General features: G+C 39.0%; 21 protein-coding genes. 7 read left to right on the forward strand and 14 right to left on the reverse strand.

What is annotated here, in order from left to right:
* The first annotated feature begins 149 nt into the window (after window positions 1-149).
* Together BM192_RS14310 and BM192_RS14315 are read left to right on the forward strand one after the other, a co-directional pair.
* The gene (locus BM192_RS14310; protein WP_037438638.1) at window positions 150-713 is read left to right on the forward strand and encodes a Crp/Fnr family transcriptional regulator; all 564 of its coding nucleotides are present in this window, start codon (window positions 150-152) and stop codon (window positions 711-713) included.
* A 248-nt stretch (window positions 714-961) separates the two neighbouring features.
* Window positions 962-2,803 carry a M1 aminopeptidase family protein gene (locus tag BM192_RS14315; protein WP_037438636.1) on the forward strand — a complete coding sequence of 614 codons (1,842 nt, stop codon included), beginning with the start codon at window positions 962-964 and terminating at the stop codon, window positions 2,801-2,803.
* Here the strand turns inward: BM192_RS14315 and BM192_RS14320 are convergent.
* Window positions 2,793-3,662, reverse strand: coding sequence for a UbiA family prenyltransferase (locus BM192_RS14320; RefSeq protein ID WP_037438634.1), 870 nt, complete (start codon window positions 3,660-3,662; stop codon window positions 2,793-2,795). The two genes, BM192_RS14315 and BM192_RS14320, sit on opposite strands and share 11 nt — an antisense overlap.
* A 40-nt stretch (window positions 3,663-3,702) precedes the next feature.
* On the opposite strand from BM192_RS14320, the gene BM192_RS14325 reads away from it, so the two are divergent.
* The 3 genes from BM192_RS14325 to BM192_RS14335 are packed head-to-tail and all read left to right on the forward strand — an operon-like array spanning window position 3,703 to window position 6,618.
* Window positions 3,703-4,806 carry a type III polyketide synthase gene (locus tag BM192_RS14325; protein ID WP_037438632.1) on the forward strand — a complete coding sequence of 368 codons (1,104 nt, stop codon included), beginning with the start codon at window positions 3,703-3,705 and terminating at the stop codon, window positions 4,804-4,806.
* Complete coding sequence (locus tag BM192_RS14330; protein ID WP_037438630.1) at window positions 4,799-5,494, forward strand: methyltransferase domain-containing protein; 696 nt, start codon at window positions 4,799-4,801, stop codon at window positions 5,492-5,494. Before BM192_RS14325 ends, BM192_RS14330 begins: the two co-directional genes overlap by 8 nt.
* Window positions 5,491-6,618 (forward strand): NAD(P)/FAD-dependent oxidoreductase, encoded by a 1,128-nt coding sequence (locus tag BM192_RS14335; RefSeq protein WP_037438628.1) that lies wholly within the window; start codon window positions 5,491-5,493, stop codon window positions 6,616-6,618. Before BM192_RS14330 ends, BM192_RS14335 begins: the two co-directional genes overlap by 4 nt.
* A gap of 59 nt (window positions 6,619-6,677) precedes the next feature.
* On the opposite strand, the gene BM192_RS14340 is transcribed toward BM192_RS14335, so the two are convergent.
* The 4 genes from BM192_RS14340 to BM192_RS14355 all read right to left on the reverse strand — a co-directional run bounded on the left by BM192_RS14340 (window position 6,678) and on the right by BM192_RS14355 (window position 10,871).
* Window positions 6,678-7,784, reverse strand: a complete 1,107-nt coding sequence (locus BM192_RS14340) for an NADH:flavin oxidoreductase (protein WP_037438626.1) — start codon at window positions 7,782-7,784, stop codon at window positions 6,678-6,680.
* Window positions 7,785-7,801: 17 nt separating this feature from the next.
* Window positions 7,802-8,104: an ArsR/SmtB family transcription factor gene (locus tag BM192_RS14345; RefSeq protein WP_037438624.1), complete on the reverse strand. Its 303-nt coding sequence runs from the start codon at window positions 8,102-8,104 to the stop codon at window positions 7,802-7,804.
* A 93-nt stretch (window positions 8,105-8,197) separates the two neighbouring features.
* A complete protein-coding gene (locus BM192_RS14350; RefSeq protein WP_051759637.1) occupies window positions 8,198-9,568 on the reverse strand; it encodes a HAMP domain-containing sensor histidine kinase in 1,371 nt (456 codons plus the stop codon).
* Between the two features lie 472 nt (window positions 9,569-10,040).
* Window positions 10,041-10,871, reverse strand: coding sequence for a helix-turn-helix domain-containing protein (locus BM192_RS14355; protein ID WP_037438622.1), 831 nt, complete (start codon window positions 10,869-10,871; stop codon window positions 10,041-10,043).
* A gap of 114 nt (window positions 10,872-10,985) precedes the next feature.
* Between BM192_RS14355 and map the strand changes: the two genes are divergently transcribed.
* Window positions 10,986-11,747 carry a type I methionyl aminopeptidase gene (gene map / locus BM192_RS14360; protein WP_037438620.1) on the forward strand — a complete coding sequence of 254 codons (762 nt, stop codon included), beginning with the start codon at window positions 10,986-10,988 and terminating at the stop codon, window positions 11,745-11,747.
* A gap of 188 nt (window positions 11,748-11,935) precedes the next feature.
* On the opposite strand, the gene BM192_RS14365 is transcribed toward map, so the two are convergent.
* The 3 genes from BM192_RS14365 to BM192_RS14375 form a co-directional block, all read right to left on the reverse strand.
* The gene (locus BM192_RS14365; RefSeq protein ID WP_037438618.1) at window positions 11,936-13,570 is read right to left on the reverse strand and encodes an ABC-F family ATP-binding cassette domain-containing protein; all 1,635 of its coding nucleotides are present in this window, start codon (window positions 13,568-13,570) and stop codon (window positions 11,936-11,938) included.
* Window positions 13,571-13,659: 89 nt separating this feature from the next.
* Entirely contained in the window at window positions 13,660-14,196 is a 537-nt protein-coding gene (locus BM192_RS21145; protein WP_037438616.1) for a glycosyl-4,4'-diaponeurosporenoate acyltransferase CrtO family protein, read from the reverse strand.
* A 188-nt stretch (window positions 14,197-14,384) separates the two neighbouring features.
* A complete protein-coding gene (locus tag BM192_RS14375) occupies window positions 14,385-14,735 on the reverse strand; it encodes a winged helix-turn-helix transcriptional regulator (RefSeq protein WP_037438615.1) in 351 nt (116 codons plus the stop codon).
* A 104-nt stretch (window positions 14,736-14,839) separates the two neighbouring features.
* Between BM192_RS14375 and BM192_RS14380 the strand changes: the two genes are divergently transcribed.
* Complete coding sequence (locus BM192_RS14380) at window positions 14,840-15,583, forward strand: SDR family oxidoreductase (RefSeq protein ID WP_037438613.1); 744 nt, start codon at window positions 14,840-14,842, stop codon at window positions 15,581-15,583.
* A 98-nt stretch (window positions 15,584-15,681) separates the two neighbouring features.
* On the opposite strand, the gene BM192_RS14385 is transcribed toward BM192_RS14380, so the two are convergent.
* The 6 genes from BM192_RS14385 to BM192_RS14410 all read right to left on the reverse strand — a co-directional run bounded on the left by BM192_RS14385 (window position 15,682) and on the right by BM192_RS14410 (window position 19,435).
* A complete protein-coding gene (locus BM192_RS14385; RefSeq protein WP_037438612.1) occupies window positions 15,682-16,284 on the reverse strand; it encodes a hypothetical protein in 603 nt (200 codons plus the stop codon).
* A gap of 1 nt (window position 16,285) precedes the next feature.
* Window positions 16,286-16,762 carry a sigma-70 family RNA polymerase sigma factor gene (locus BM192_RS14390; protein ID WP_037438609.1) on the reverse strand — a complete coding sequence of 159 codons (477 nt, stop codon included), beginning with the start codon at window positions 16,760-16,762 and terminating at the stop codon, window positions 16,286-16,288.
* 188 nt (window positions 16,763-16,950) lie between these two features.
* Window positions 16,951-17,427, reverse strand: coding sequence for a cyclophilin-like fold protein (locus tag BM192_RS14395; protein ID WP_037438607.1), 477 nt, complete (start codon window positions 17,425-17,427; stop codon window positions 16,951-16,953).
* A 10-nt stretch (window positions 17,428-17,437) separates the two neighbouring features.
* Entirely contained in the window at window positions 17,438-18,619 is a 1,182-nt protein-coding gene (locus tag BM192_RS14400) for an NAD(P)-dependent alcohol dehydrogenase (RefSeq protein ID WP_037438605.1), read from the reverse strand.
* An 8-nt stretch (window positions 18,620-18,627) separates the two neighbouring features.
* Window positions 18,628-18,813: a hypothetical protein gene (locus tag BM192_RS14405; RefSeq protein WP_037438603.1), complete on the reverse strand. Its 186-nt coding sequence runs from the start codon at window positions 18,811-18,813 to the stop codon at window positions 18,628-18,630.
* Between the two features lie 34 nt (window positions 18,814-18,847).
* Complete coding sequence (locus BM192_RS14410) at window positions 18,848-19,435, reverse strand: sugar O-acetyltransferase (protein ID WP_037438601.1); 588 nt, start codon at window positions 19,433-19,435, stop codon at window positions 18,848-18,850.
* Window positions 19,436-19,612 lie beyond the last annotated feature (177 nt).

Consider the following 19,612-nt stretch of genomic DNA (forward strand, 5'->3'; position numbering starts at 1 on the left):
TTTTTTTACAAATCTCCTTACTCCCTTCCAATTTCTATAAGGACATTTATCACAAATACCTGGTGATAAATGTCACAACAGCCACGGTTAATCATGAAATTCGTTTTTTTACGTAATTGAATCATTAATTTTGTATCCAAATAGTTGTTATGTGCATAGCCTTAAGGCACCAGTTTGAAGAATTTATCCAGTTAACTGACGAGGAATTCGAATATGTGTGTTCATTTTTTCACGCTACAAAATTTAATAAACACTCTCTGATTATCCAGATCGGCGATGTTGTCGACCGGGAATATTTTGTCGTAAAAGGCCTGTTAAAGACGTTTGTTACAGATGAAAACGGGAAAGAACATATTTTACAGTTCGCCATGGAGAATTGGTGGGTCAGCGATTATCAGGCACTCAATACCAAAGAACGTGCGGGTTTTAATATTGAATGCCTCGAAGAGGTAGAGATCCTTTATTTTTCACTAGCAGATAAAAACAAACTCTGCGATGAAATGCCTAAAATCGAGCGGTTTTTCAGATTGAAAACAACTTCCGGGTTCCTAAACCTCCAAAAAAGAGTTATGGTTCTCATTAAAAATGATGCTTTGTCAAGATATAAACAGCTATACGAGCAATATCCCACCCTTTTTCAAAGAGTACCTAAATCTATGATCGCAGCCTATCTCGGGGTTACCCGCGAAACACTTAGCCGGCTATCTATTTAATTAATGTCCGGGCAACCACCCCATAAACTTCCGGTCTGAAGAGGCAGGCCTATTTAAACATTAATTCAGATGGCTCAGGTGTGGCGCTGAGTTGGATAACAGGTAGTAGGAATAGAAAACCTCGGTTTCATGATACTTGTTAATGACACTATCAGCCAGGACAATGTATCGGCCCTACAGGAAGAATTATACCGTGCAACATTACAGTAGTTTTTGCGTCATCTGCATACACTCTCATTTTGTATTCAATGACACTAAATTTTCGTATCAGCATTCAATTTTATCCAATCTTCCTGGGCATAATATTAACTGCAACAACCGGTAGCTTCGCACAGCATAAAGCGAATAGCAATGGCAATAGTCTTAAACAAAGTATAGCCCTAATCGACTCTGCATTTCAGCATAATAATGCCGAAGATTTCAATAAACTTGTTCCTATTAAAGGTGTTCAGGATTTTTACGCCTCCGTAGTTGAGGAAAAGATCAAAAAGCTGTCCGGAAAATCTAAAATCATTCTTGTAAGTAAAGACAGTGCCCTTGTCTTCCTGAGTGGAATACTTTTATATGGAAATTCGGGCGATGAAACTAATTACGCTGCTAATTATACCGGCATCTATAAATTCGAGCGGGTTGCCGGTTCCTGGAGCTTGAAAAGCCGGATCGAGATTGATCGCCTGAATCAAATAAAAAAACATCGTCTTGGAATAAATATTATACCGGGAAAAAGTATAACAGTTAAAGATACACTTACAATTGACATCAATGATTCTTACGGGTTTGCAACCAGACTAAACCATACTGCTAAATTGAAGAAACTGACACTTAACGGTGCTGAAACAGAGTTTTCTTTTGACGCCGGCCTACTTTTGTTAAAAGCGCGCAGGAAGAATGGTCAAACTTTGACTCTAGAGTATAGCATTAACGTTGAAAGAGAGGAGACGGACAAAAATTCGGCCTATTTTGGAGATGCTTACGGACACCTGCGTAACCAGTATGTCTGGCATCCGTTTTTCAGTTTTTCCAGTCCGAATGACCGAGCAGATTTTAGTTTGTACTGCACCATTCCAAAAGCTTACTATCTGGCAACGAGCTTACCCCAAAAAGAAATGGTTATTGGCGGGTCAAGAATAGTAGAAGCGAAATCCTTAAACCCAACTTTCGGTTTGTCTATTTATTATGATAAAGATTGGGAAGTAAACACATTCAGAAAAGATCATATTGACCTGGTTGTATATGCAACAAAAGATTTTCTACCAGAAAAGCGGGCATTATATGCAGAATTCTCAAAAAGTTATGATACCCTCCAAAAACACTTCGGGAAGCCGATAGGTAATTATTTGGGGATTGTCCAGGATAGATCAAATACAGATGGATGGAAAAACAGAAGCAACAGTATTGTTGTGGCCGGTGTAAAAGGAAGTACGCTAATTACCGATAAACCTAATCCGAGAGCAACTTTTGGACACGAGGTCGCACATGGCTGGACAAATCCCACAGGACCTGCAACAAATTTCCTGACAGAAGGATGGGCAACTTATGCAGAATCAATACTCTTAGCTTCGGTTTACGGAGATTCCATAACAACCACATTTTTTAAATCTCAAAAGCAGAATTATTTCAATGGAAAATTTGATGGGAAGAGTTCTCTCTGGGAAGACTATAGTAACAACGGGGTTTCCTATGCAAAAGGGGCCTGGTTATTTTATATTTTATCACATCAGTTGGGTAAAAAACATCTTTCCACAGCAATGACAAACTTTATTCAATCGGGAGATCAGTCGATTAAGTCCTTTACAAGCCATTTAAGTGCTGTTGCTCAAAGTGACATGAAACCTTTCCTCAACTCCTGGTTAAAAAGTAAAGAAATCCCGGTATTAGAAATTCTTCAGTCCGGGAATAGTATTGAAATCCTTCAGGCTGGAGATCTGTTCCTGTTTCCATTGGAATTTAAGATCAGATTGAAAGATGGAACCTATCTAACCAAAACCATAAATATGCAGACTAAGGAGCAGACATTAACGATATCTGAAGGCGTGATTGAGAGCTTCATAGTCGATCCCGGCAGCAAACTTTTGTTTACTATGAAATAAAAAACAGCCATCCAAAATAAATAAGCATGAGGCTGGCACTCAGTAATGTCATACGCATCGTATTTTCATAACTTGCATTTTTACCGTCTTTCATACATTGATAAAACCACCACAAAAAATAAAGTATCAACGGAATTGCAAAGGCTATAAAAACATAGAATTTGAATAATTGATGCTGCGTCCCCCAATAATAATATAACAGGAAAAATCCGGCTGAAAATACGATTGCAGAAAAGACAAAAGATCCGGGAATACCCAGAAGTATACTGAGGGTCTTATCCCCTCTTTTAGTATCTTCTTCATGTTGATAGATCTGCGTAAGCGGATAAGAAGCACCTATCAGACAAGAGCAGATCATTCCAGCTATGAAAATAGCTATACTGAACTGACCGGAATTGGATGAAACTCCTTTGTAACACGCATAATAAATGAAAAAACCCTGAAAAATAAAGATCACCAAAAAACTTAAAACAGGATACTTTTTTATTCTGATCTTAGGGTGACTGTAAGCTTTGGAAAACGAATTATAAACTATCATTGCAATTGCGAACTCTATATTTACCAATAGCGCAAGCGCCACGCCGGCCCATTCCAATATGACGGCGGTTTCAAACAAAGACTTATTTACCTGTGGCGGAGTTTTCAACAAGGCAATGCTCCCCTGGTCCTTATCGAAATAACTATTGTAGGCATTGCTTGCCGGGTATATGAACAAATGCAGTATAAAGAAAACCAGTATGGCTTTCTGATTGTTAATAGCAGGAGCCTGGGAAAGTGCAAAAAGAAAGATGGGAAGCAGGAAGAGTGAAAATGGAAGTCGTAAATGTAAAAGTACCGATCTTATATTTCCTGAAACCATAAATTGATATATAATCTGAATTTACGAAAACAATTCGAAGATGACTAGCATTATTTCCGCGATAGGTACCAGTAACCCAGCCAATAAATTTACACAAACCCGGATCCTCGAATTTATGATTGACGCTCATGAGCTTGATGCAATCAACTCTAGCCGCCTGGAAAAGCTATACCAGTCATCCGGTATTGCGTACAGGCATTCAGTCATCAGTGATTTCGGAAAGCGTAAAGGAGCGTATACTTTCTTTGGCAACAATAATAGTCTGGAACCTTTTCCAACCACATCTGTGCGCGGAAATTTATATGAACGTACTGCGCTGCCACTATGCCTGGAGGCCGTTGATAACTGTTTGAAACCTATTAATTTTCCGGCCGCAGCCATCACTCATTTAATTACAGTAAGCTGTACAGGAATGTACGCCCCGGGGCTGGATATTGAGCTTGTGGAAAGTCTGCAGCTTAATCCTTCGGTAGAACGCAGCTGTATTAATTTCATGGGTTGTTATGGTGCATTCAATGCCCTGAAAATAGCTGATTACATTTGCCGGGCTCAGCACGACGCCAAAGTTCTGATAGTAGATGTGGAATTATGTACGCTTCACTTTCAGAAAGAAAGCACCCTGGATAACTGGTTGTCCAATTCGCTATTTGCTGACGGCGCAGCTGCTGTTCTAATACAACATACCGATACAACAGATCAAAAACTTTTTGCTATTAAATCTTTTTACACAGAGGTCGTTACCGCAGCGAAAAATGAAATGGCATGGCGTATCGGAGATTTTGGTTATGAAATGCGGCTCAGTAATAAGATTGCGAAGCAAATAAAATCAGGAATTAAAGGGATCACCGATAATTTATTAAAAAAAGCAAATGTCACATTCGATGATATCGGACAATTTGCTATCCATCCGGGCGGGCGGCGGATATTAGAAGTATGTGACGAGGTTTTTTCTTTGGATAGCTCACAAAATGCACATGCGTACCAGGTACTTCGCGACTACGGTAATATGTCTTCGGCTACCATCCTTTTTGTTTTGGCCGGATTGGGTATGAAGTTAAAAACACAGCAACGGGAGCAGCAGATACTCAGCGTCGCTTTTGGTCCGGGTTTAACGTTTGAAAGTATGTTATTAGCTTATGCCTGATTTTACAGAACGAAGTACGCAAAAAGAGATCATGGACAATTTTGCGTTACCGCCGCAGGAGATAGATCCCGTATTGCGGGAACTGGAGATTATAAATAAACTGCTTGGAGGTTTCTCAGTCTTCTACAATGCTTTTAAGTATATTAAACTGGATAACGGCGACCGTATTTGCGACTGGGGATGTGGCGGTGGTGACAGCCTGAGAGTGCTTCATAAATATTTTTCAACAAAGCAGTTAAAGCTTAATTTTATTGGAATAGATGCAACACCAGCTGCTATAGCGTTTGCAAATCGTACACATGAAAAAATAAGCAATATTCAATTTAGAAAGGCCGATGTTTTGGAGGAAGAGTTTAGGCCAGACGAATTTGACGTCGTCATCAGCAGTTTATTTACGCACCATTTTGACAATGACGAATGGGTAAACCTGATCGGAAGGATGATATTTTCAGCAAAAAAAGCAGTTGTGATTAATGATCTGCACCGCCACTGGCTAGCTTATTATAGCATAGGAATCTTAACCCGGCTATTCTCCAAATCTCCAATGGTACAGCACGACAGCAAGTTATCTGTATTGCGTAGCTTCAGAAAAAAGGAACTGGAAGAACTTTTACAAAGGGCAAATGTCAGAAATTATCGCATCAAATGGATGTGGGCATTCAGATGGCAGGTAATTATCTATAAATGAAAAACAAACCGGATATATTTATCGTCGGTGGCGGACTGGCAGGTCTTACCAATGCCATCCTGCTCAGTAAGTCGGGTTTTGAAGTGAGCCTGGCAGAAAGAAAAAAATACCCATTTCATAAGGTCTGCGGCGAATATGTGAGTAATGAGGTCTTAACTTTGTTATCGGGCATGGGTGTGCTTCCCGGAGACATAAACGCATCCCATATCTCTAAATTAATAGTGAGCAGCCCTTCCGGAAAATATCTGGAAGCTGGCTTAACTATGGGCGGATTTGGCATTAGCAGATATACCCTGGATGAAGCTCTGTATCAGATTGCCAATAAACAAGGTGTGAAATTTATTACAGCTGAAAAGATTACCGGTATCAGTTTTAGTGAAAATAAATTCAGTATATGTTCAGCAGCTCAGGAGTATCAGGCAGATATAGTCATTGGAGCATATGGAAAAAGGTCCAATTTAGACCAGAAGCTAGACCGCAAGTTCTTCTATAACAGAAGCCCGTATATGGCGGTTAAATATCATATACGCTCAGACTTCGCTAAAGATGCTATCCGTCTGGACAATTTTGAGGGTGGTTATTGCGGACTCAATAAAATTGAAGATGATCTTTACTGTCTTTGCTATCTTTCAGAAAACAGGCACCTGAAAAAATATGGTTCCATTGCAGAAATGGAGAGAGAGGTTTTAATGAAAAATCCTTTTTTAAAGGATGTTTTTGAACATTCGGACTTCGTCTGGAATAGACCGGAAACAATAAATGAGATAGCCTTCGACAACAAACCTTTAATAGAAAATCATATCCTGATGTGTGGCGACACTGCGGGGATGATTACTCCACTCTGTGGTAATGGTATGGCTATGGCTTTTCATGCCGCAAAAATACTATCCGAAAATATCATCAACTACTGCAACAATGGATTCGACCATAGAATCCGCATTCAAATGGAACAAGCCTATCAACAGCAATGGCAGAAACAGTTCGCATTCCGGTTACGCACAGGAAGGTATATTCAGCGGTTTTTTGGTTCTGAAATTTTATCAGAAGCTGTCGTAGGAGGGTTAAAGTATTTCCCTGCAATAACACGTTATTTAGTAAAACAAACACATGGCAGCACGATTTAAAAGCCATAAAAAAACCCGGTATATAATTACCAGGTTTTTCGAAGAATATGTATATAAACTTAGTCTATTATCAACGCAGCAAGTGCCTCTTTAGAGAATCCTTTCAGTTCATCTGTACGTCCCTCTTTAATTTTTTTAACCCAGGAAGGATCAGCCAATAAAGGTCTTCCTACAGCAACCAGATCAAAGTCTCCGCGATCCATACGTCTGAGCAGTTCATCTAAAGAACTTGGATCGGAACTTTCACCTCCAAATGCAGCTAAGAACTCCCCTGTTAAACCTACTGAACCAACTGTAATTGTTGATTTACCTGTGATTTTTTTAGCCCATCCTGCAAAGTTAAGATCTGAATCTTCAAATTCCGGCTCCCAGAAACGACGTTGCGAGCAGTGAAAAATGTCAACTCCAGCATCAGCAAGCGGGTTTAGCCATGCCTCCATTTCTTGTGGTGTCTTAGCCAGCTGGCTTGTATAAGCTGAAGGCTTCCATTGTGATAAGCGAATAATCACCGCGAAATCCTCGCCGACTTGTTTACGCACTTCTTTAACAACTTCAATACCAAAACGGCTTCTTTCAGCAAGGGTTTTACCACCGTAGCCGTCAGTGCGCAGGTTCGTACCTTCCCAGAAAAACTGATCAATTAAATAACCATGTGCACCATGGATCTCCACACTGTCAAAACCTAAACGTTTTGCATCAGCTGCAGCTTTTCCATAGGCAATAATGGTATCTTCAATATCCTTCTCGGTCATCGTATTACCATTGTTGAAATCCGGACGGTTTAAACCAGACGGGCCTTCAAACGGTTGTGATGGAACCCAGCCAGATGCATGATTGTCCATAATTCCCATGTGCCATATCTGCGGGGCCATACTACCGCCTGCTGCGTGAACACCGTCTATCACTTTCTTCCATCCTGCCAGGGATTTTTCTCCATAGAAATGAGGAATGTTAGCGTCGTTTGAAGACGATACACGGTCTATAACCGTACCTTCAGACAAGATTAACCCGACTTCTCCTTCTGCACGTTTTTGATAGTAAGTTGCTACAGCATCTGTAGGAATACCGTCTGGAGAAAATGAACGCGTCATAGGCGCCATTACAATTCTGTTTTTTATGCTCAATGATTTCAGGTTAAAGGGCCTGAATAAGCTATCTGTACTCATCTTTTTAATGTATTTATTTAAATTTCTGCGCGGATCATTTGACTAAGAATTTCAAAAGCTTCCTCATTCCGCTGATAGTACGTCCATTGCCCGACTCTTGTCGATTTAACAAGGCCCGCACGTTGTAATATCACCAAATACTCCGAAACAGTTGACTGCGTAAGCCCTGCCTTCAGCTGTATTTGGCCAACGCAAACACCATGGTCAAAACCAGCGTGTTGCTTTTGTTCCGGAAAATTCAACTCAGGTTCTTTCAACCAATTCAGTATCTGCAGTCTTGTTTTGTTTGAAAGTGCTTTGAAGATTTCTACGTGATCCATAGTGCAAATGTATATCGGAAATTCCCGATATACCAATTAACATGACAGAGATGACGAAAAATTGATAATCACAAATAAATCATTGATATGACTTTATGAACCCTGAGTGCCTAGTGGTAGGATAATAAAGAAACTGGAACCCAGCCCAATATGACTTTCAAATCCGATTTGCCCACCCTGGCGCTCGGTAAATTCCTTACAGAGGACAAGACCCAAGCCCACCCCTCTTTCGTTGTTTGTGCCAAAAGTAGGTTCTGATTTGATAGAAAAAATGTTTTCCTGCTGCTCAGGTGTAATTCCTTTCCCGTTATCATTAATTGTGATCTTACATTCATCTGATAACGATTCTGCATGGATAGTAATGGTACCTTCAGCAGGCGTAAATTTCACTGCATTACTCACCAGATTACGTACAACCAGCTGAAGCATATCTTTATCGGCTATGACGTTCAACTGAGGGGGAATCTGATAATTAAGGGATATGCCTTTCTTCCAGGCATGTACCTTTTCCATTTCCAGTGACCCAAGCAGTGCAGATAGGAGATTCAATTCCACGAGATTCACATGAGATCCCTCCATTTGTGACTTAGACCAGTGCAATAAATTAGATAACATATCTACCGCATTATTCGTAGAAGTAAGCAGTGCTTTTTCCATCATCGACCGCTCGGCGTTATCTAACTCATTTTCATTTAGCAATTCCAAATAACTTTGAATATTCATCAACGGTGTCCGCAGGTCATGTGAGATGATGGACATTAATTTATTCTTTTCAACATTGCTTTGTTCGAGTTGATCTTTCTGCGAAGAAAGCTGTGCTTTACTTACTTCTAAAGCAACTGCTTTTTCTTCTGCTGCCTTCTTTTCTTTGTCATAATTTTCCCGGATGAATTTAATAATGATATAAATAGCCACAACAGGTATCGGAAATGCAGTAACCCGGTCAATAAACTGCCCCCTGCCCGCACTAAACGGATACCTCACCAAAAACGGGTAATAATACTCGACAATATGCAATGCTAAAAAACATAATAAATAGATTACCAGCCAAGTAAGGTGCTGCCGGTAAGGAGAGATTGTAAAAACAAGTAATAAATAGGCGGGCCATATCAGGTCCGTAGAACCATTAATACCAGAATTAGCAAAATAGTTGAACCCGAAAATCACCAGACCAATCAGACCAAATAAAGTATTGTTATGTGGTATCCCATGAAATCTGGAATGATAGTACTGGTAAAAAAAGAACAGGCCAATTCCAAACGCCGAAACAGATGCTATATACAGCCCCGCGTATAGATTATAAGGAACATATATGCTCAGCAGAAGAATTAATCCGACACTGATTGAGTGAAATATTCTGCTTTCCAGCGAAAATACAGCAGGGCTTCCGATCAGATCCAGCCAATACGTACTTTTACCCTTTAAAGAGTGATCGTCAGGCATACTAAAATTAGGTCTTGGCATGAAGAGGGTTAGAATAGCTATCAAATTTAGTATTATAATTTCAGAATATTATTATTCCTTAAACCATTCATTCGTCAGGCCATTCAATACGCTCCCAGTGCATTGCAGTACTCTGCCTTTCCCACTAATCTCAGCGTAAGACTGGGGTATATTCTTTTTTCGATCCTTGCGTTTTTGGGTTGTTAACGTCCCGGGTTGATATACCCAAAGTATACCCCTTGCCATACCCTTGCCATACCCTTGCTATACCCTTTAGGTATACCAACGGTATGGCAAGGGTATGGCAAGGGTATAGCAACCCCGAAGAACAGCAAAAGAAAAACAACAAAATATAGGGGGATAAACAGCACCAAAGCCGAATGTAAAACGCACAATTTTCTGGACGAAGTTCAATTTTCCGGGGGTTAATTAACCGGGCTCACACTTAGACGGTAAGAACGTCCATTAGATCTATTTAAAGATCAACGGCTTTTCAGCTTGCATTAAACTTCAAGTATGCCAATGGTGTTTTTCCGGTATAAGTTTTAAAATCTTTTAGAAAATGATTGGAATCGTAGTACCCGTTCGATACTGCTATTCGCATTAAATCAACATCGATACTCCCAACTAATTCAAGATACGCGTTAATAAAGCGCTGAAGCTGAATATATTCTTTAGGAAGTAGTCCGATATTCTTCATAAAACTTCTTTCCAGCCACTTATAGTTTACGCCAACTTCGTCGGTTACATTTCGCACAGTACTTTTACCTTTTGTTTGATGGATATAATCCAATGTTTGATGTAAAGCTCCGCAGACATTTGATACGGATGAAGAATCCTGAATATATTTTTCGATAAATGTTATCTTTTCTTCGATAGAATGATGTTTGAAGAATTCCGATATGCTAAAATTATTATCCTTGGCAAAATAGTCAAAGGGGGTAACTGGATTATTCCTGAAATATTGGGCATCTAAACCAAATAGTTTGTAAAAAGAACCCGGGTAAAAACGGACAATAAAAACCCGGTCTGTACGATTGTTATATTTCACATAAACATTCTTAATTGCGCCGGCGCTTGCCCATACAGCTTTAACTTCAGACACGTCTTTCTGCCCTGTGACCTGTACTGTATCTTCACTGTTCTGTAAGAAAACAAGCACGGGAAACCCATCATTGAAAAGCAGATCTGTATCATCCCGGAGGTCTCTGGAAAAAATATAGAATCCCTCGATAAAGGCGTCGACTGCTTCAGAAGGGCTAATTCTATACCCGTCTTCATTAAAATCCCCTAATTGTATCTTTTTCAGATAATTGATTGGCATGTCGCAAATTTACAGGAAATGTTAATGGCAACAGAATAATACCATGTCTAATATTTACTATGGGCACAGTTTAAATGCACCTAGCTTTGTACAAAACTTAACAACGTTGTATTTATGGTTATAAAAACAGATGAAGAGCTCCAGGGTATAAAAAGAGTGAGCGAGGCTGTGGCGCTTACTTTGAAGCAGATGCGAGCCTATGCGCAAATAGGGATGTCTACAAAAGAAATTGACGAGTATGGAAGGGGCCTGCTGGAATCCCTTGGTGCAAAATCTGCCCCATTCGAGACCTATGATTTTCCTGGGTACAGCTGCATAAGCGTCAATAAGGAGTTTGCCCACGGGATACCTTCAGACAAAGTTATTCTGAAGAATGGAGATATTATTAACATTGATGTCTCGGCGGAACTAGATGGATTTTGGGCAGATAACGGAAGCTCATTTATCGTTGGAGAGGACCTTCAGGGTTTACAGCACTTAGTAGATACTTCACAGGAAATATTAGCCGAGGCGGTTGCTCAGATCAGCGGTGGCGTAAGAATTTCTGATATTGGAAAGCTAATAGAAACCAGAGCCAGAAAAGCAGGATATACTGTTATCAGGGATTTAGGTGGTCATGGTGTTGGACGAAGCTTACATGAAGAGCCAGATGCGATTATGAATTATTACGACCGCTATGACAAACTGAGACGATTCAGGAAAGATTCAGTTGTCGCTATTGAAACTTTCATCTCTACCCTGTCTACAAATATTGAAACATCTTCGGATGGCTGGGCTTTTAGCGGCAGTAAAGGTGGATTTGTCGCTCAGCACGAACATACCATATTAATAACTTCCGGCAAACCTATCATTCTGACCGCAGCAAATGGAATATAATGAGTATTGACAATTACTTACCTGGAGGCCATCAGCCAAAGTTTTTCCGGGCAAGGGTACCACATGCCCAATCCCTAAACTTAAGGTTGCTGAAGCATTGTACTGAGCAAACGCAGCTATGTTCAATACAATGCTCAATTGAATAAAAAGCTTATTCTAGTCCAGTTCTTCCTAGTTTAATATTTTCTCTAACCTTTCTCGATTTCTTTTAAGCTATTCATTTTCTTGTAAGCAAGGAAACCTTTAATGTCTTCAAAGTGCTCCCGTACGCGTTTGTTACCAAACTCGAATACTTTCTCTGCCAACCCATCAAGAAAATCCCGGTCATGGGATACCAGAATCAAAGTGCCGTCAAAATCTTTAAGGGCATCCTTGATAATGTCTTTTGTCTTCATATCCAAATGATTGGTTGGCTCATCCAGTATTAATACGTTTACAGGTTCCAATAATAACTTGATCATGGCTAAACGGGTTTTCTCTCCCCCGGAAAGCACCTTAACTTTTTTTGTAGTATCGTCGCCACTAAACATAAAGGCACCCAAAAGGTCTTTGATTTTTAGCGTACCATCGCTTAATGGAATCTGATCGATGGTTTCGAAGACCGTTAACTTTTCATCTAATAACGATGCCTGGTTTTGAGCAAAGTAGCCAATCTTTGCATTATGGCCGACCTTTAAACTTCCCTCAAAATCAATCTCATTCATAATGGCTTTGATCATGGTTGACTTACCTTCACCATTTTTACCGACAAAAGCAACCTTTTCTCCCCGCTCAATTACCATTGATGCTTTTTCAAATACTACATGATCGCCATATACTTTGGTTAACTCTTCTACAATTACAGGATACTGACCTGATCGTGGCGATGGAGGAAATTTAAGCCGCAATGCCGAAGTATCAACTTCATCAATCTCAATGACGTCGAGTTTTTCGAGCATTTTTACACGCGACTGTACCTGCAGGGTTTTCGAATAGGTACCTCTAAAACGGTCTATAAATTCCTGATTATCGGCTATAAAGCGTTGTTGTTCTTCATAAGCCTTTATTTGATGCACACGGCGGTCGGCACGTAACTGCAGGTAGTGGGTGTACTTAGCTTTATAATCGTAGATTCGGCCCATAGTCACCTCAATTGTACGATTTGTGATATTATCGACAAAAGTACGATCATGAGAAATGACCACAACTGCTTTTGCTGAATTGATTAAAAAGTCTTCTAACCATTGAATGCTCTCAATATCCATGTGGTTAGTTGGCTCATCAAGCAAAATCAAGTCGGGTTTCTTTAATAGAATTTTAGCCAGCTCAATGCGCATACGCCACCCACCCGAAAACTCAGATGTTTGGCGGGTAAAATCCTTTCTTTCAAAGCCTAAGCCTTTTAATACTTTTTCTACTTCGGCATCGTAATTGACTTCTTCTACAGAATAGAATTTTTCACTCAGCTCAGACACGCGCTCAATTAACTTCATGTAATCGTCACTGTCATAATCAGTTCTGATAGTGAGCTGCTCGTTTAGCTCATCCAGTTCTTTTTGCATTTGATGCACTTCCTGAAAAGCTTTTAATGTTTCTTCGAAAACTGTAACATTGTCCTGCGTCAGTAAATGCTGCGGCAAATAAGCAATTACAGCATCCTTTGGCCCCGTAACATTCCCTGAAGTGGGTTTTGAAGCGTTAGCGATAATTTTCAGGATGGTAGATTTACCTGCCCCATTTTTGCCCATCAGGGCTATTTTGTCATTTTCGTTAATCGAAAAGGTTACATCACTAAATAAGGTCGTTCCTCCAAATGAAACGGAGATATTATTTACATTAATCACGAAATGGGGATATTAAATTTGAGTGATAAAGATAGTGGAATTTGATACAAATAAAAAAGACCGGCTGCCAAACAGGTTTTAGAGCCTATTTATCTCCGTTTACTTAAATTTATAGCTCTTTCTATTCGTGGACGATTATACCGTTGAAGAAGAATCGGATAAAGGTTTAGTAGGATATTTAACAGGAGTAGCCACAAAGATTGAAGAATTCCAAATTTGAGTGCCACAAAAATATTAAATCCCAGTACTATAAGCAGGATTATTAAATGACCCAATTCAGATTTTTTTGTTTGATGATGCAGGTCTGTCAAGGATTTGATGTTTCTCTCTACGGGATTAGATTTTTTATTCAGCCTTTCCCAACCAATCCAAACTAGTAACTTTCTAAAACCATTTATTCCAATTTGTTCGTATATTTTCCCGTTTCGTTCCCATCCTTTTTGGTTATAGTAGGAAGATTTAAGCTGGTTTTTTAGTGCTTCTATAAATGCAACTACACATAACATCAATAGGAAATTCAAACTCCACGCGAACGGAAAACCATCCATTGGAATGTAATTAACCAGCGCGCAAATTAAACCAATTGTAATTATCGTAATTAAAATTAATGTCAGCGTTTTTCTCATCGATAAATTCGCGCGGGATTTTCAGCTATCGCAACAATTCAAATATATAAAATAGACCCGCTTGCTAAAACCAGAAAAATGCATTTAAATAAATGAACGCGTTTGAGTAGTGTTAATTATTTCAGATGATAGCTCTGCTGACTCTATAGAAATATTTACTGGGAATATTCTTCAGGCTACAGTCAATTCTATTTACCAATAATTACTTTGCGATGCGCTTTCCCCCAGTCTGCCAAGCTGTTGATGATGGTCTGCAATGTTCTACCATATTCTGTTAATTGATATTGAACAGATATAGGCTGAGTTTCCAATACCGTTCGTTTTATCAATTTATTGATCTCCAGCTCCTTCAATTCTTTGCTTAACATTTTGTTTGATATCCCTTTTACATCAACCAAAATATCAGAAAATCTTCTTTTGTTGTAAAAACATATGGAAGAAATGATCGATATTTTCCATTTTCCACTTAGCACGTCCATTGCGTCGTGGACAGCCATTACCTCTTTTTTGTGTTCTAATTGACAAGTGTTTTCAGCCATAAGTTACTTTGTTACCCGGAAGTTACTGTTACTTTTTGTTACAAAGTAACGAATATAAATCAACCTGCACTAACTTTGCGGTATAAACAATAAAAAACTTAATCATGGACTACAAAAATAAAAATGTTGTTATCACAGGTGGAACTACCGGAATAGGATTAGCCACAGCAAAAGCATTTATCAACGCAGGAGCAAATGTTTGGATTACGGGTAGAAATGCCGAAAATCTCCAAAAGGCTGCGTCAGAAATAAACAATCCGAAATTGAGTACTGTAGTATCAGATACATCAAAACTTGCAGAGATATCTATCCTGGAAAAAGCGGTTGCAGAAAGTGGAAACAAATTAGATGTCCTTTTCCTGAATGCTGGAATTGCAACATTTGAGCCGATAGAAAAAGTCACCGAAGCAAATTTTGACGCTCAATTCAATACTAATGTGAAGGGGCACTTTTTTACATTGCAGAAATTACTTCCTTACCTGGCAGATGGAGCAGCTGTGATATTTACATCTTCAACAGTCGCAACAGCCGCAAATTTGGGAGCGAGTGTGTATTCCGCAACAAAAGGAGCATTGAATAAAATAGCGCAAATTGCGGCAAATGAACTGGCGGGAAGAAAAATCCGTGTAAATATCGTTAGTCCCGGACCCATTGCAACACCTGGTTTAGAAAATGCCGTACCTGCCGAAGCAAAAGAGTTTCTGGCTGGTGCCACTGCGCTTCAAAGGATTGGCGATCCTAACGAAATTGCAAAAACAGTATTGTTCCTGGCTTCTGATGCCGCAAGCTTCATTACAGGAACTGAAATTGTGGTTGATGGTGGTTACCTTAATTATGCATTGAAATAACTTTGAACATAGTTTGAAGACGTATTAAAAAAAACGGGATTGGAATATTCAATCCCGGTTTTTATCCGGTCCCTATCAGCGTACAAGCGATTTATCTGTTACCCTTCCAATTCTTTCAAATTAGCAGATAATCGTTCCACATCTTTAGCGAAAGCATACTTGTTCATCATGTTGCCCAGATAGTTTATTGGAAACACTAATAAAGCCAAGCCCAGCAGAACATATAGCAAATTCGGGTTATTCATGATGATCTGATCAACCGTTTTATATTTAAAAGCCAAAACGGCCATATAGCCTAAGGGCCCTGCGAAGGGGCCAAAAAACCAGGCCCAAATCCTTTCTATTTTAAGCGCCTTGTTTATAAGTTTAATCTGAAAGGCTATCATATCTTTAGTAACTGTTGAGTAGTCTATGTAATTCGGCAACTTCTTTATTTGTCGGATCATAAACATTCTCCCTAATTCATAGCTGATAAACATTCCTACGAGTAAATATTGCAGAAGTCCGGTTGTAAAAAATGCTCCCAAAAGCATCGGGATAGATAACACCCTAATCCAGATCATTTTGGCATTTAGGTTCTTTAACAAATTCAGGTAAACACTTTTTGAAGATTTCTGAACACTTGTTATATCTGCAGAAAGCAATTGACTTTTATCTGCCAATTCGCCGTTCATGTCATTCCATTCTTGTAGTAAATCCATTTTACTTCTTATTTAAAATATCTGTTAATTGCTGTTTGATCCGGTACAGTTTCACACCAGCATTATTTTTAGTGATTCCAGTAATCTCGCTAATAGACGCGTTATCATACCCATCAAGGTGAAGCATGATCAAACCTCGATCTACTTCATTTAATTGCCTGATTGCACGGTAGAGCCGATCAGATCGTTCAGAAAGCTCTTTAGGCATCTCATACGCCGGGATGCTAATGTTCTTAAAAGTCTTTACGTGCTTTTTTAATTTGCCGAGGTATGTAAGTGAAACATTCAGACTGATCTTGTATAACCAGGTAGAAAACTTAGCTTCACCTTTAAAACCCTGAACTGCCTTCCAGGCTTGGTAGATGATTTCCTGATATAAATCCTTTCTGTCCTCCGAATCATCTGCATATAGGTTTACGATCTTCAAAATAATCCCCTTATTCGCATTAATATTTTTGAGGAATAATTGCTCTTCCATCCCTAATTAAAATACTTGTAAAGATTCATATAGTTACTATTGACATTCATTTCCAAAGATTAATAATTGGCTTAATTACCAAACTATAGTCAATAAGTAAAGAAACGGTCTTAGAAATTACAAAAGAACAAATTTTAAATTTTGAGATTCTTGTTTAAACTGAAAATGACAGTAGTGGACGGCCTAACTTACTGCAATTCAAACCTTACATTGACACTTCCAGAACCCAATGCAGCAGAAAGTCCGGAAATATCATCCAATTTCCCAAGTCTAGTATAACTGTATGAAGTGTTAAAGCCCTCATAAAAAAGCACCAGGCAATTATTACCATACAGCATTAGATCTCCAACTTGAATATTACCTCCCGCTAATGCACTAGTTGGCAAAGTGCTAGAAAAATTATAAAACTTCTCATTAGAATTGAGATCCTCCATTGTAATACTGAGCGGCAACATTGCTTTGAATGTATTTGCAGCTTGGTTGTCATTGAGTGTCGCTGTAAATACAGCAGATCCTACTGTTATTTTCATCTTACCTCCCAGTTGATTATTGGGGTTTCGATTGTTATTCTCCTTCATGATATCCGCATCCTTGTCTTTGCCACAGCTCAACATGCTAAAAGAGAAAGAGGCAAACAAAATGAGAGTTACTACTAAATGTTTCATTGATTGTAACTTAAAATGTTGCTGCGTCAATTACATATCTATATCGCGCCCCTTTATTTACAACTTTAGTCCAGGCATCATTTATTTCTGAGGCTTTTATAACCTCGATCTCTGGATAAATTTTATTTTCCGCACAATAATTCATCACCTCCTGGGTTTCTGGTATACCTCCAATTAGCGAACCATTAAAGTTTACACGATTAAAAATCATGTTAAAATTATTGATAGTTAATTCGCCATTTATCGGCTGCCCCACCTGCGTGAAGTAACCGTAAGGCTTTACACAATCAATATAAGCCGACATTTCGTACGCATAGGGAACTGTGGAAATCATATAATCAAGCTTACCTTTCCAGGGTTTTAAAGCTTCTGCAGAATTCACTATAATTACCTCTTTTGCACCAAATCTCTTTATATCATCTGCTTTTGAAGACGAAGTGGTGAAAGCATAAACCTCAGCTCCCTTTGATACCGCGAGTTTGATAGCCAGGTGTCCTAAACCACCAATTCCAACCACGCCAATTTTATCACCTTTTTTAAATTTCGCTTTCATCATTGGAGAATAGGTGGTAATACCAGCACAAAGCAATGGTGCCGCATATTTCAGATCAATACTTTCAGGGATTTTTATAGCAAAATGTTCTGTGACTACAATATTATTTGCATAACCGCCTTGGGTAATTCCTGATGGCGATGATTTTTCTGGCGAACCGTAAGTACCTACCATTCCGGTAGTTTCACAATGGTGTTCTTCACCATTTTTACAACTTTCACATTCCATACAGCTGTTTACCATACAACCAACGCCGGCCTTATCGCCAAGTTTGAACTTAGTGACGTTTTTACCAACCGCAGTTACAATTCCTGCAATTTCATGTCCAGGTACTTGTGGGTATTGTTGTTGTCCCCAATGCCCTTTAATGGTATGAATATCTGAATGACAAATGCCAGAAAATTTAATGTCAATTAATATGTCGTTATCCCCAACCGATCTGCGTTCAAAGTTCCAGGGAACTAATATTCCTTGTTTATCTTTTCCTGCGTAACCTTTTGATGCTATATTCTTATTCATAATTTCTTTATTATCTGTTTGTGCTAAAATCTGCATTGGACCTGCAAGTATTAACCCTGCGCCAACGACGGCCGATTGCTGAATAAACTTCCTCCTTGAGGATTGATCTTTAGGTTCCATATTAAATATTATTTATTAATGCCTTTGTATTCTTCGTCTGTTACTTTCTGCAACCAGGTTACAACTGGCCCCAACGCACCTTTCGGGAAAATAAAATTCATCTTCTCCAGATCTGTCTTATTATTAATCTGGGCATTACATCCAATGCTTAGGAACGTTAAGATTGCGAATGCGGTTATCGGTAGTGTCTTCATCTTGTTTCTTTTAAATATTTAGCAAAGAAGGTTTCTAGCTTTTCGAATGGGGTATTGATCTGATAATTTTTGCTGGCACTCCCCCTACAACTATATTAGGCGGAACATCCCTGGAGACTACGGCACCTGCCGCCACTACTGAGTTTTCTCCAATGGTTACTCCCGGAAGTATAGTTGCTCCTGCACCAATCCACGCATTTCTTTTAATAATAATGGGCTTTGTAAGCAAAGCTTTTCTATCGCCTGGATCTAAAGGATGGTTCTCAGTTATCAGGTTAACCTTTGGACCGATTAATACGTCATCTTCTATTGTTATGCCGCCCATATCTAAAAATGAGCAGGCATGGTTAATGAAGACATTCTTACCGATACTGATGAATTTTCCGAAATTGGTATAAAATGGGGCAAAAATAGTTGTGCTATCGTCAATTCTGACACCAATTATTTCGCTAAGACAATCACGAATAGAATTGACATCGGTTGCGGTATTTAACAGCTGTGATAGTTTAATCGTTCTTCCAACTACTTCATTTATTTTGTAGTATTCAGGATCGCTTAACCGAATGGGTTCACCTGATCTTAACCTTTCAAAAACACCTATCTGTTCAATTGCTTTTGTCATTTTAGTTTATTTAATGTCGTATGTCATGCAAGAATTCCAAACTAAGGAATCCATATTGCAAATATCGGTAGAGGGCTTTGTTTGAGGCTTATACAAAACACTGTATTGTTTACCACTTTTACTGATTCTTAATCAGAATAAATAATACAGGCCCATTTTTATTAATTTTGAATTATA

It is taken from the genome of Pedobacter antarcticus (genome assembly GCF_900112985.1).
In the GTDB taxonomy this organism is placed as follows: Bacteria; Bacteroidota; Bacteroidia; order Sphingobacteriales; family Sphingobacteriaceae; genus Pedobacter; species Pedobacter antarcticus.

What these genes read in the sequence shown, in the direction of transcription:
- BM192_RS14310 (WP_037438638.1), top strand. Translation starts at nt 150, where the DNA reads ATGTGCATAGCCTTAAGGCACCAGTTTGAAGAATTTATCCAGTTAACT.
- BM192_RS14315 (WP_037438636.1), top strand. Translation starts at nt 962, where the DNA reads ATGACACTAAATTTTCGTATCAGCATTCAATTTTATCCAATCTTCCTG.
- BM192_RS14320 (WP_037438634.1), bottom strand. Translation starts at nt 3,662, where the DNA reads ATGGTTTCAGGAAATATAAGATCGGTACTTTTACATTTACGACTTCCA.
- BM192_RS14325 (WP_037438632.1), top strand. Translation starts at nt 3,703, where the DNA reads ATGACTAGCATTATTTCCGCGATAGGTACCAGTAACCCAGCCAATAAA.
- BM192_RS14330 (WP_037438630.1), top strand. Translation starts at nt 4,799, where the DNA reads ATGCCTGATTTTACAGAACGAAGTACGCAAAAAGAGATCATGGACAAT.
- BM192_RS14335 (WP_037438628.1), top strand. Translation starts at nt 5,491, where the DNA reads ATGAAAAACAAACCGGATATATTTATCGTCGGTGGCGGACTGGCAGGT.
- BM192_RS14340 (WP_037438626.1), bottom strand. Translation starts at nt 7,784, where the DNA reads ATGAGTACAGATAGCTTATTCAGGCCCTTTAACCTGAAATCATTGAGC.
- BM192_RS14345 (WP_037438624.1), bottom strand. Translation starts at nt 8,104, where the DNA reads ATGGATCACGTAGAAATCTTCAAAGCACTTTCAAACAAAACAAGACTG.
- BM192_RS14350 (WP_051759637.1), bottom strand. Translation starts at nt 9,568, where the DNA reads ATGCCAAGACCTAATTTTAGTATGCCTGACGATCACTCTTTAAAGGGT.
- BM192_RS14355 (WP_037438622.1), bottom strand. Translation starts at nt 10,871, where the DNA reads ATGCCAATCAATTATCTGAAAAAGATACAATTAGGGGATTTTAATGAA.
- map (WP_037438620.1), top strand. Translation starts at nt 10,986, where the DNA reads ATGGTTATAAAAACAGATGAAGAGCTCCAGGGTATAAAAAGAGTGAGC.
- BM192_RS21145 (WP_037438616.1), bottom strand. Translation starts at nt 14,196, where the DNA reads ATGAGAAAAACGCTGACATTAATTTTAATTACGATAATTACAATTGGT.
- BM192_RS14375 (WP_037438615.1), bottom strand. Translation starts at nt 14,735, where the DNA reads ATGGCTGAAAACACTTGTCAATTAGAACACAAAAAAGAGGTAATGGCT.
- BM192_RS14380 (WP_037438613.1), top strand. Translation starts at nt 14,840, where the DNA reads ATGGACTACAAAAATAAAAATGTTGTTATCACAGGTGGAACTACCGGA.
- BM192_RS14385 (WP_037438612.1), bottom strand. Translation starts at nt 16,284, where the DNA reads ATGGATTTACTACAAGAATGGAATGACATGAACGGCGAATTGGCAGAT.
- BM192_RS14390 (WP_037438609.1), bottom strand. Translation starts at nt 16,762, where the DNA reads ATGGAAGAGCAATTATTCCTCAAAAATATTAATGCGAATAAGGGGATT.
- BM192_RS14395 (WP_037438607.1), bottom strand. Translation starts at nt 17,427, where the DNA reads ATGAAACATTTAGTAGTAACTCTCATTTTGTTTGCCTCTTTCTCTTTT.
- BM192_RS14400 (WP_037438605.1), bottom strand. Translation starts at nt 18,619, where the DNA reads ATGGAACCTAAAGATCAATCCTCAAGGAGGAAGTTTATTCAGCAATCG.
- BM192_RS14405 (WP_037438603.1), bottom strand. Translation starts at nt 18,813, where the DNA reads ATGAAGACACTACCGATAACCGCATTCGCAATCTTAACGTTCCTAAGC.
- BM192_RS14410 (WP_037438601.1), bottom strand. Translation starts at nt 19,435, where the DNA reads ATGACAAAAGCAATTGAACAGATAGGTGTTTTTGAAAGGTTAAGATCA.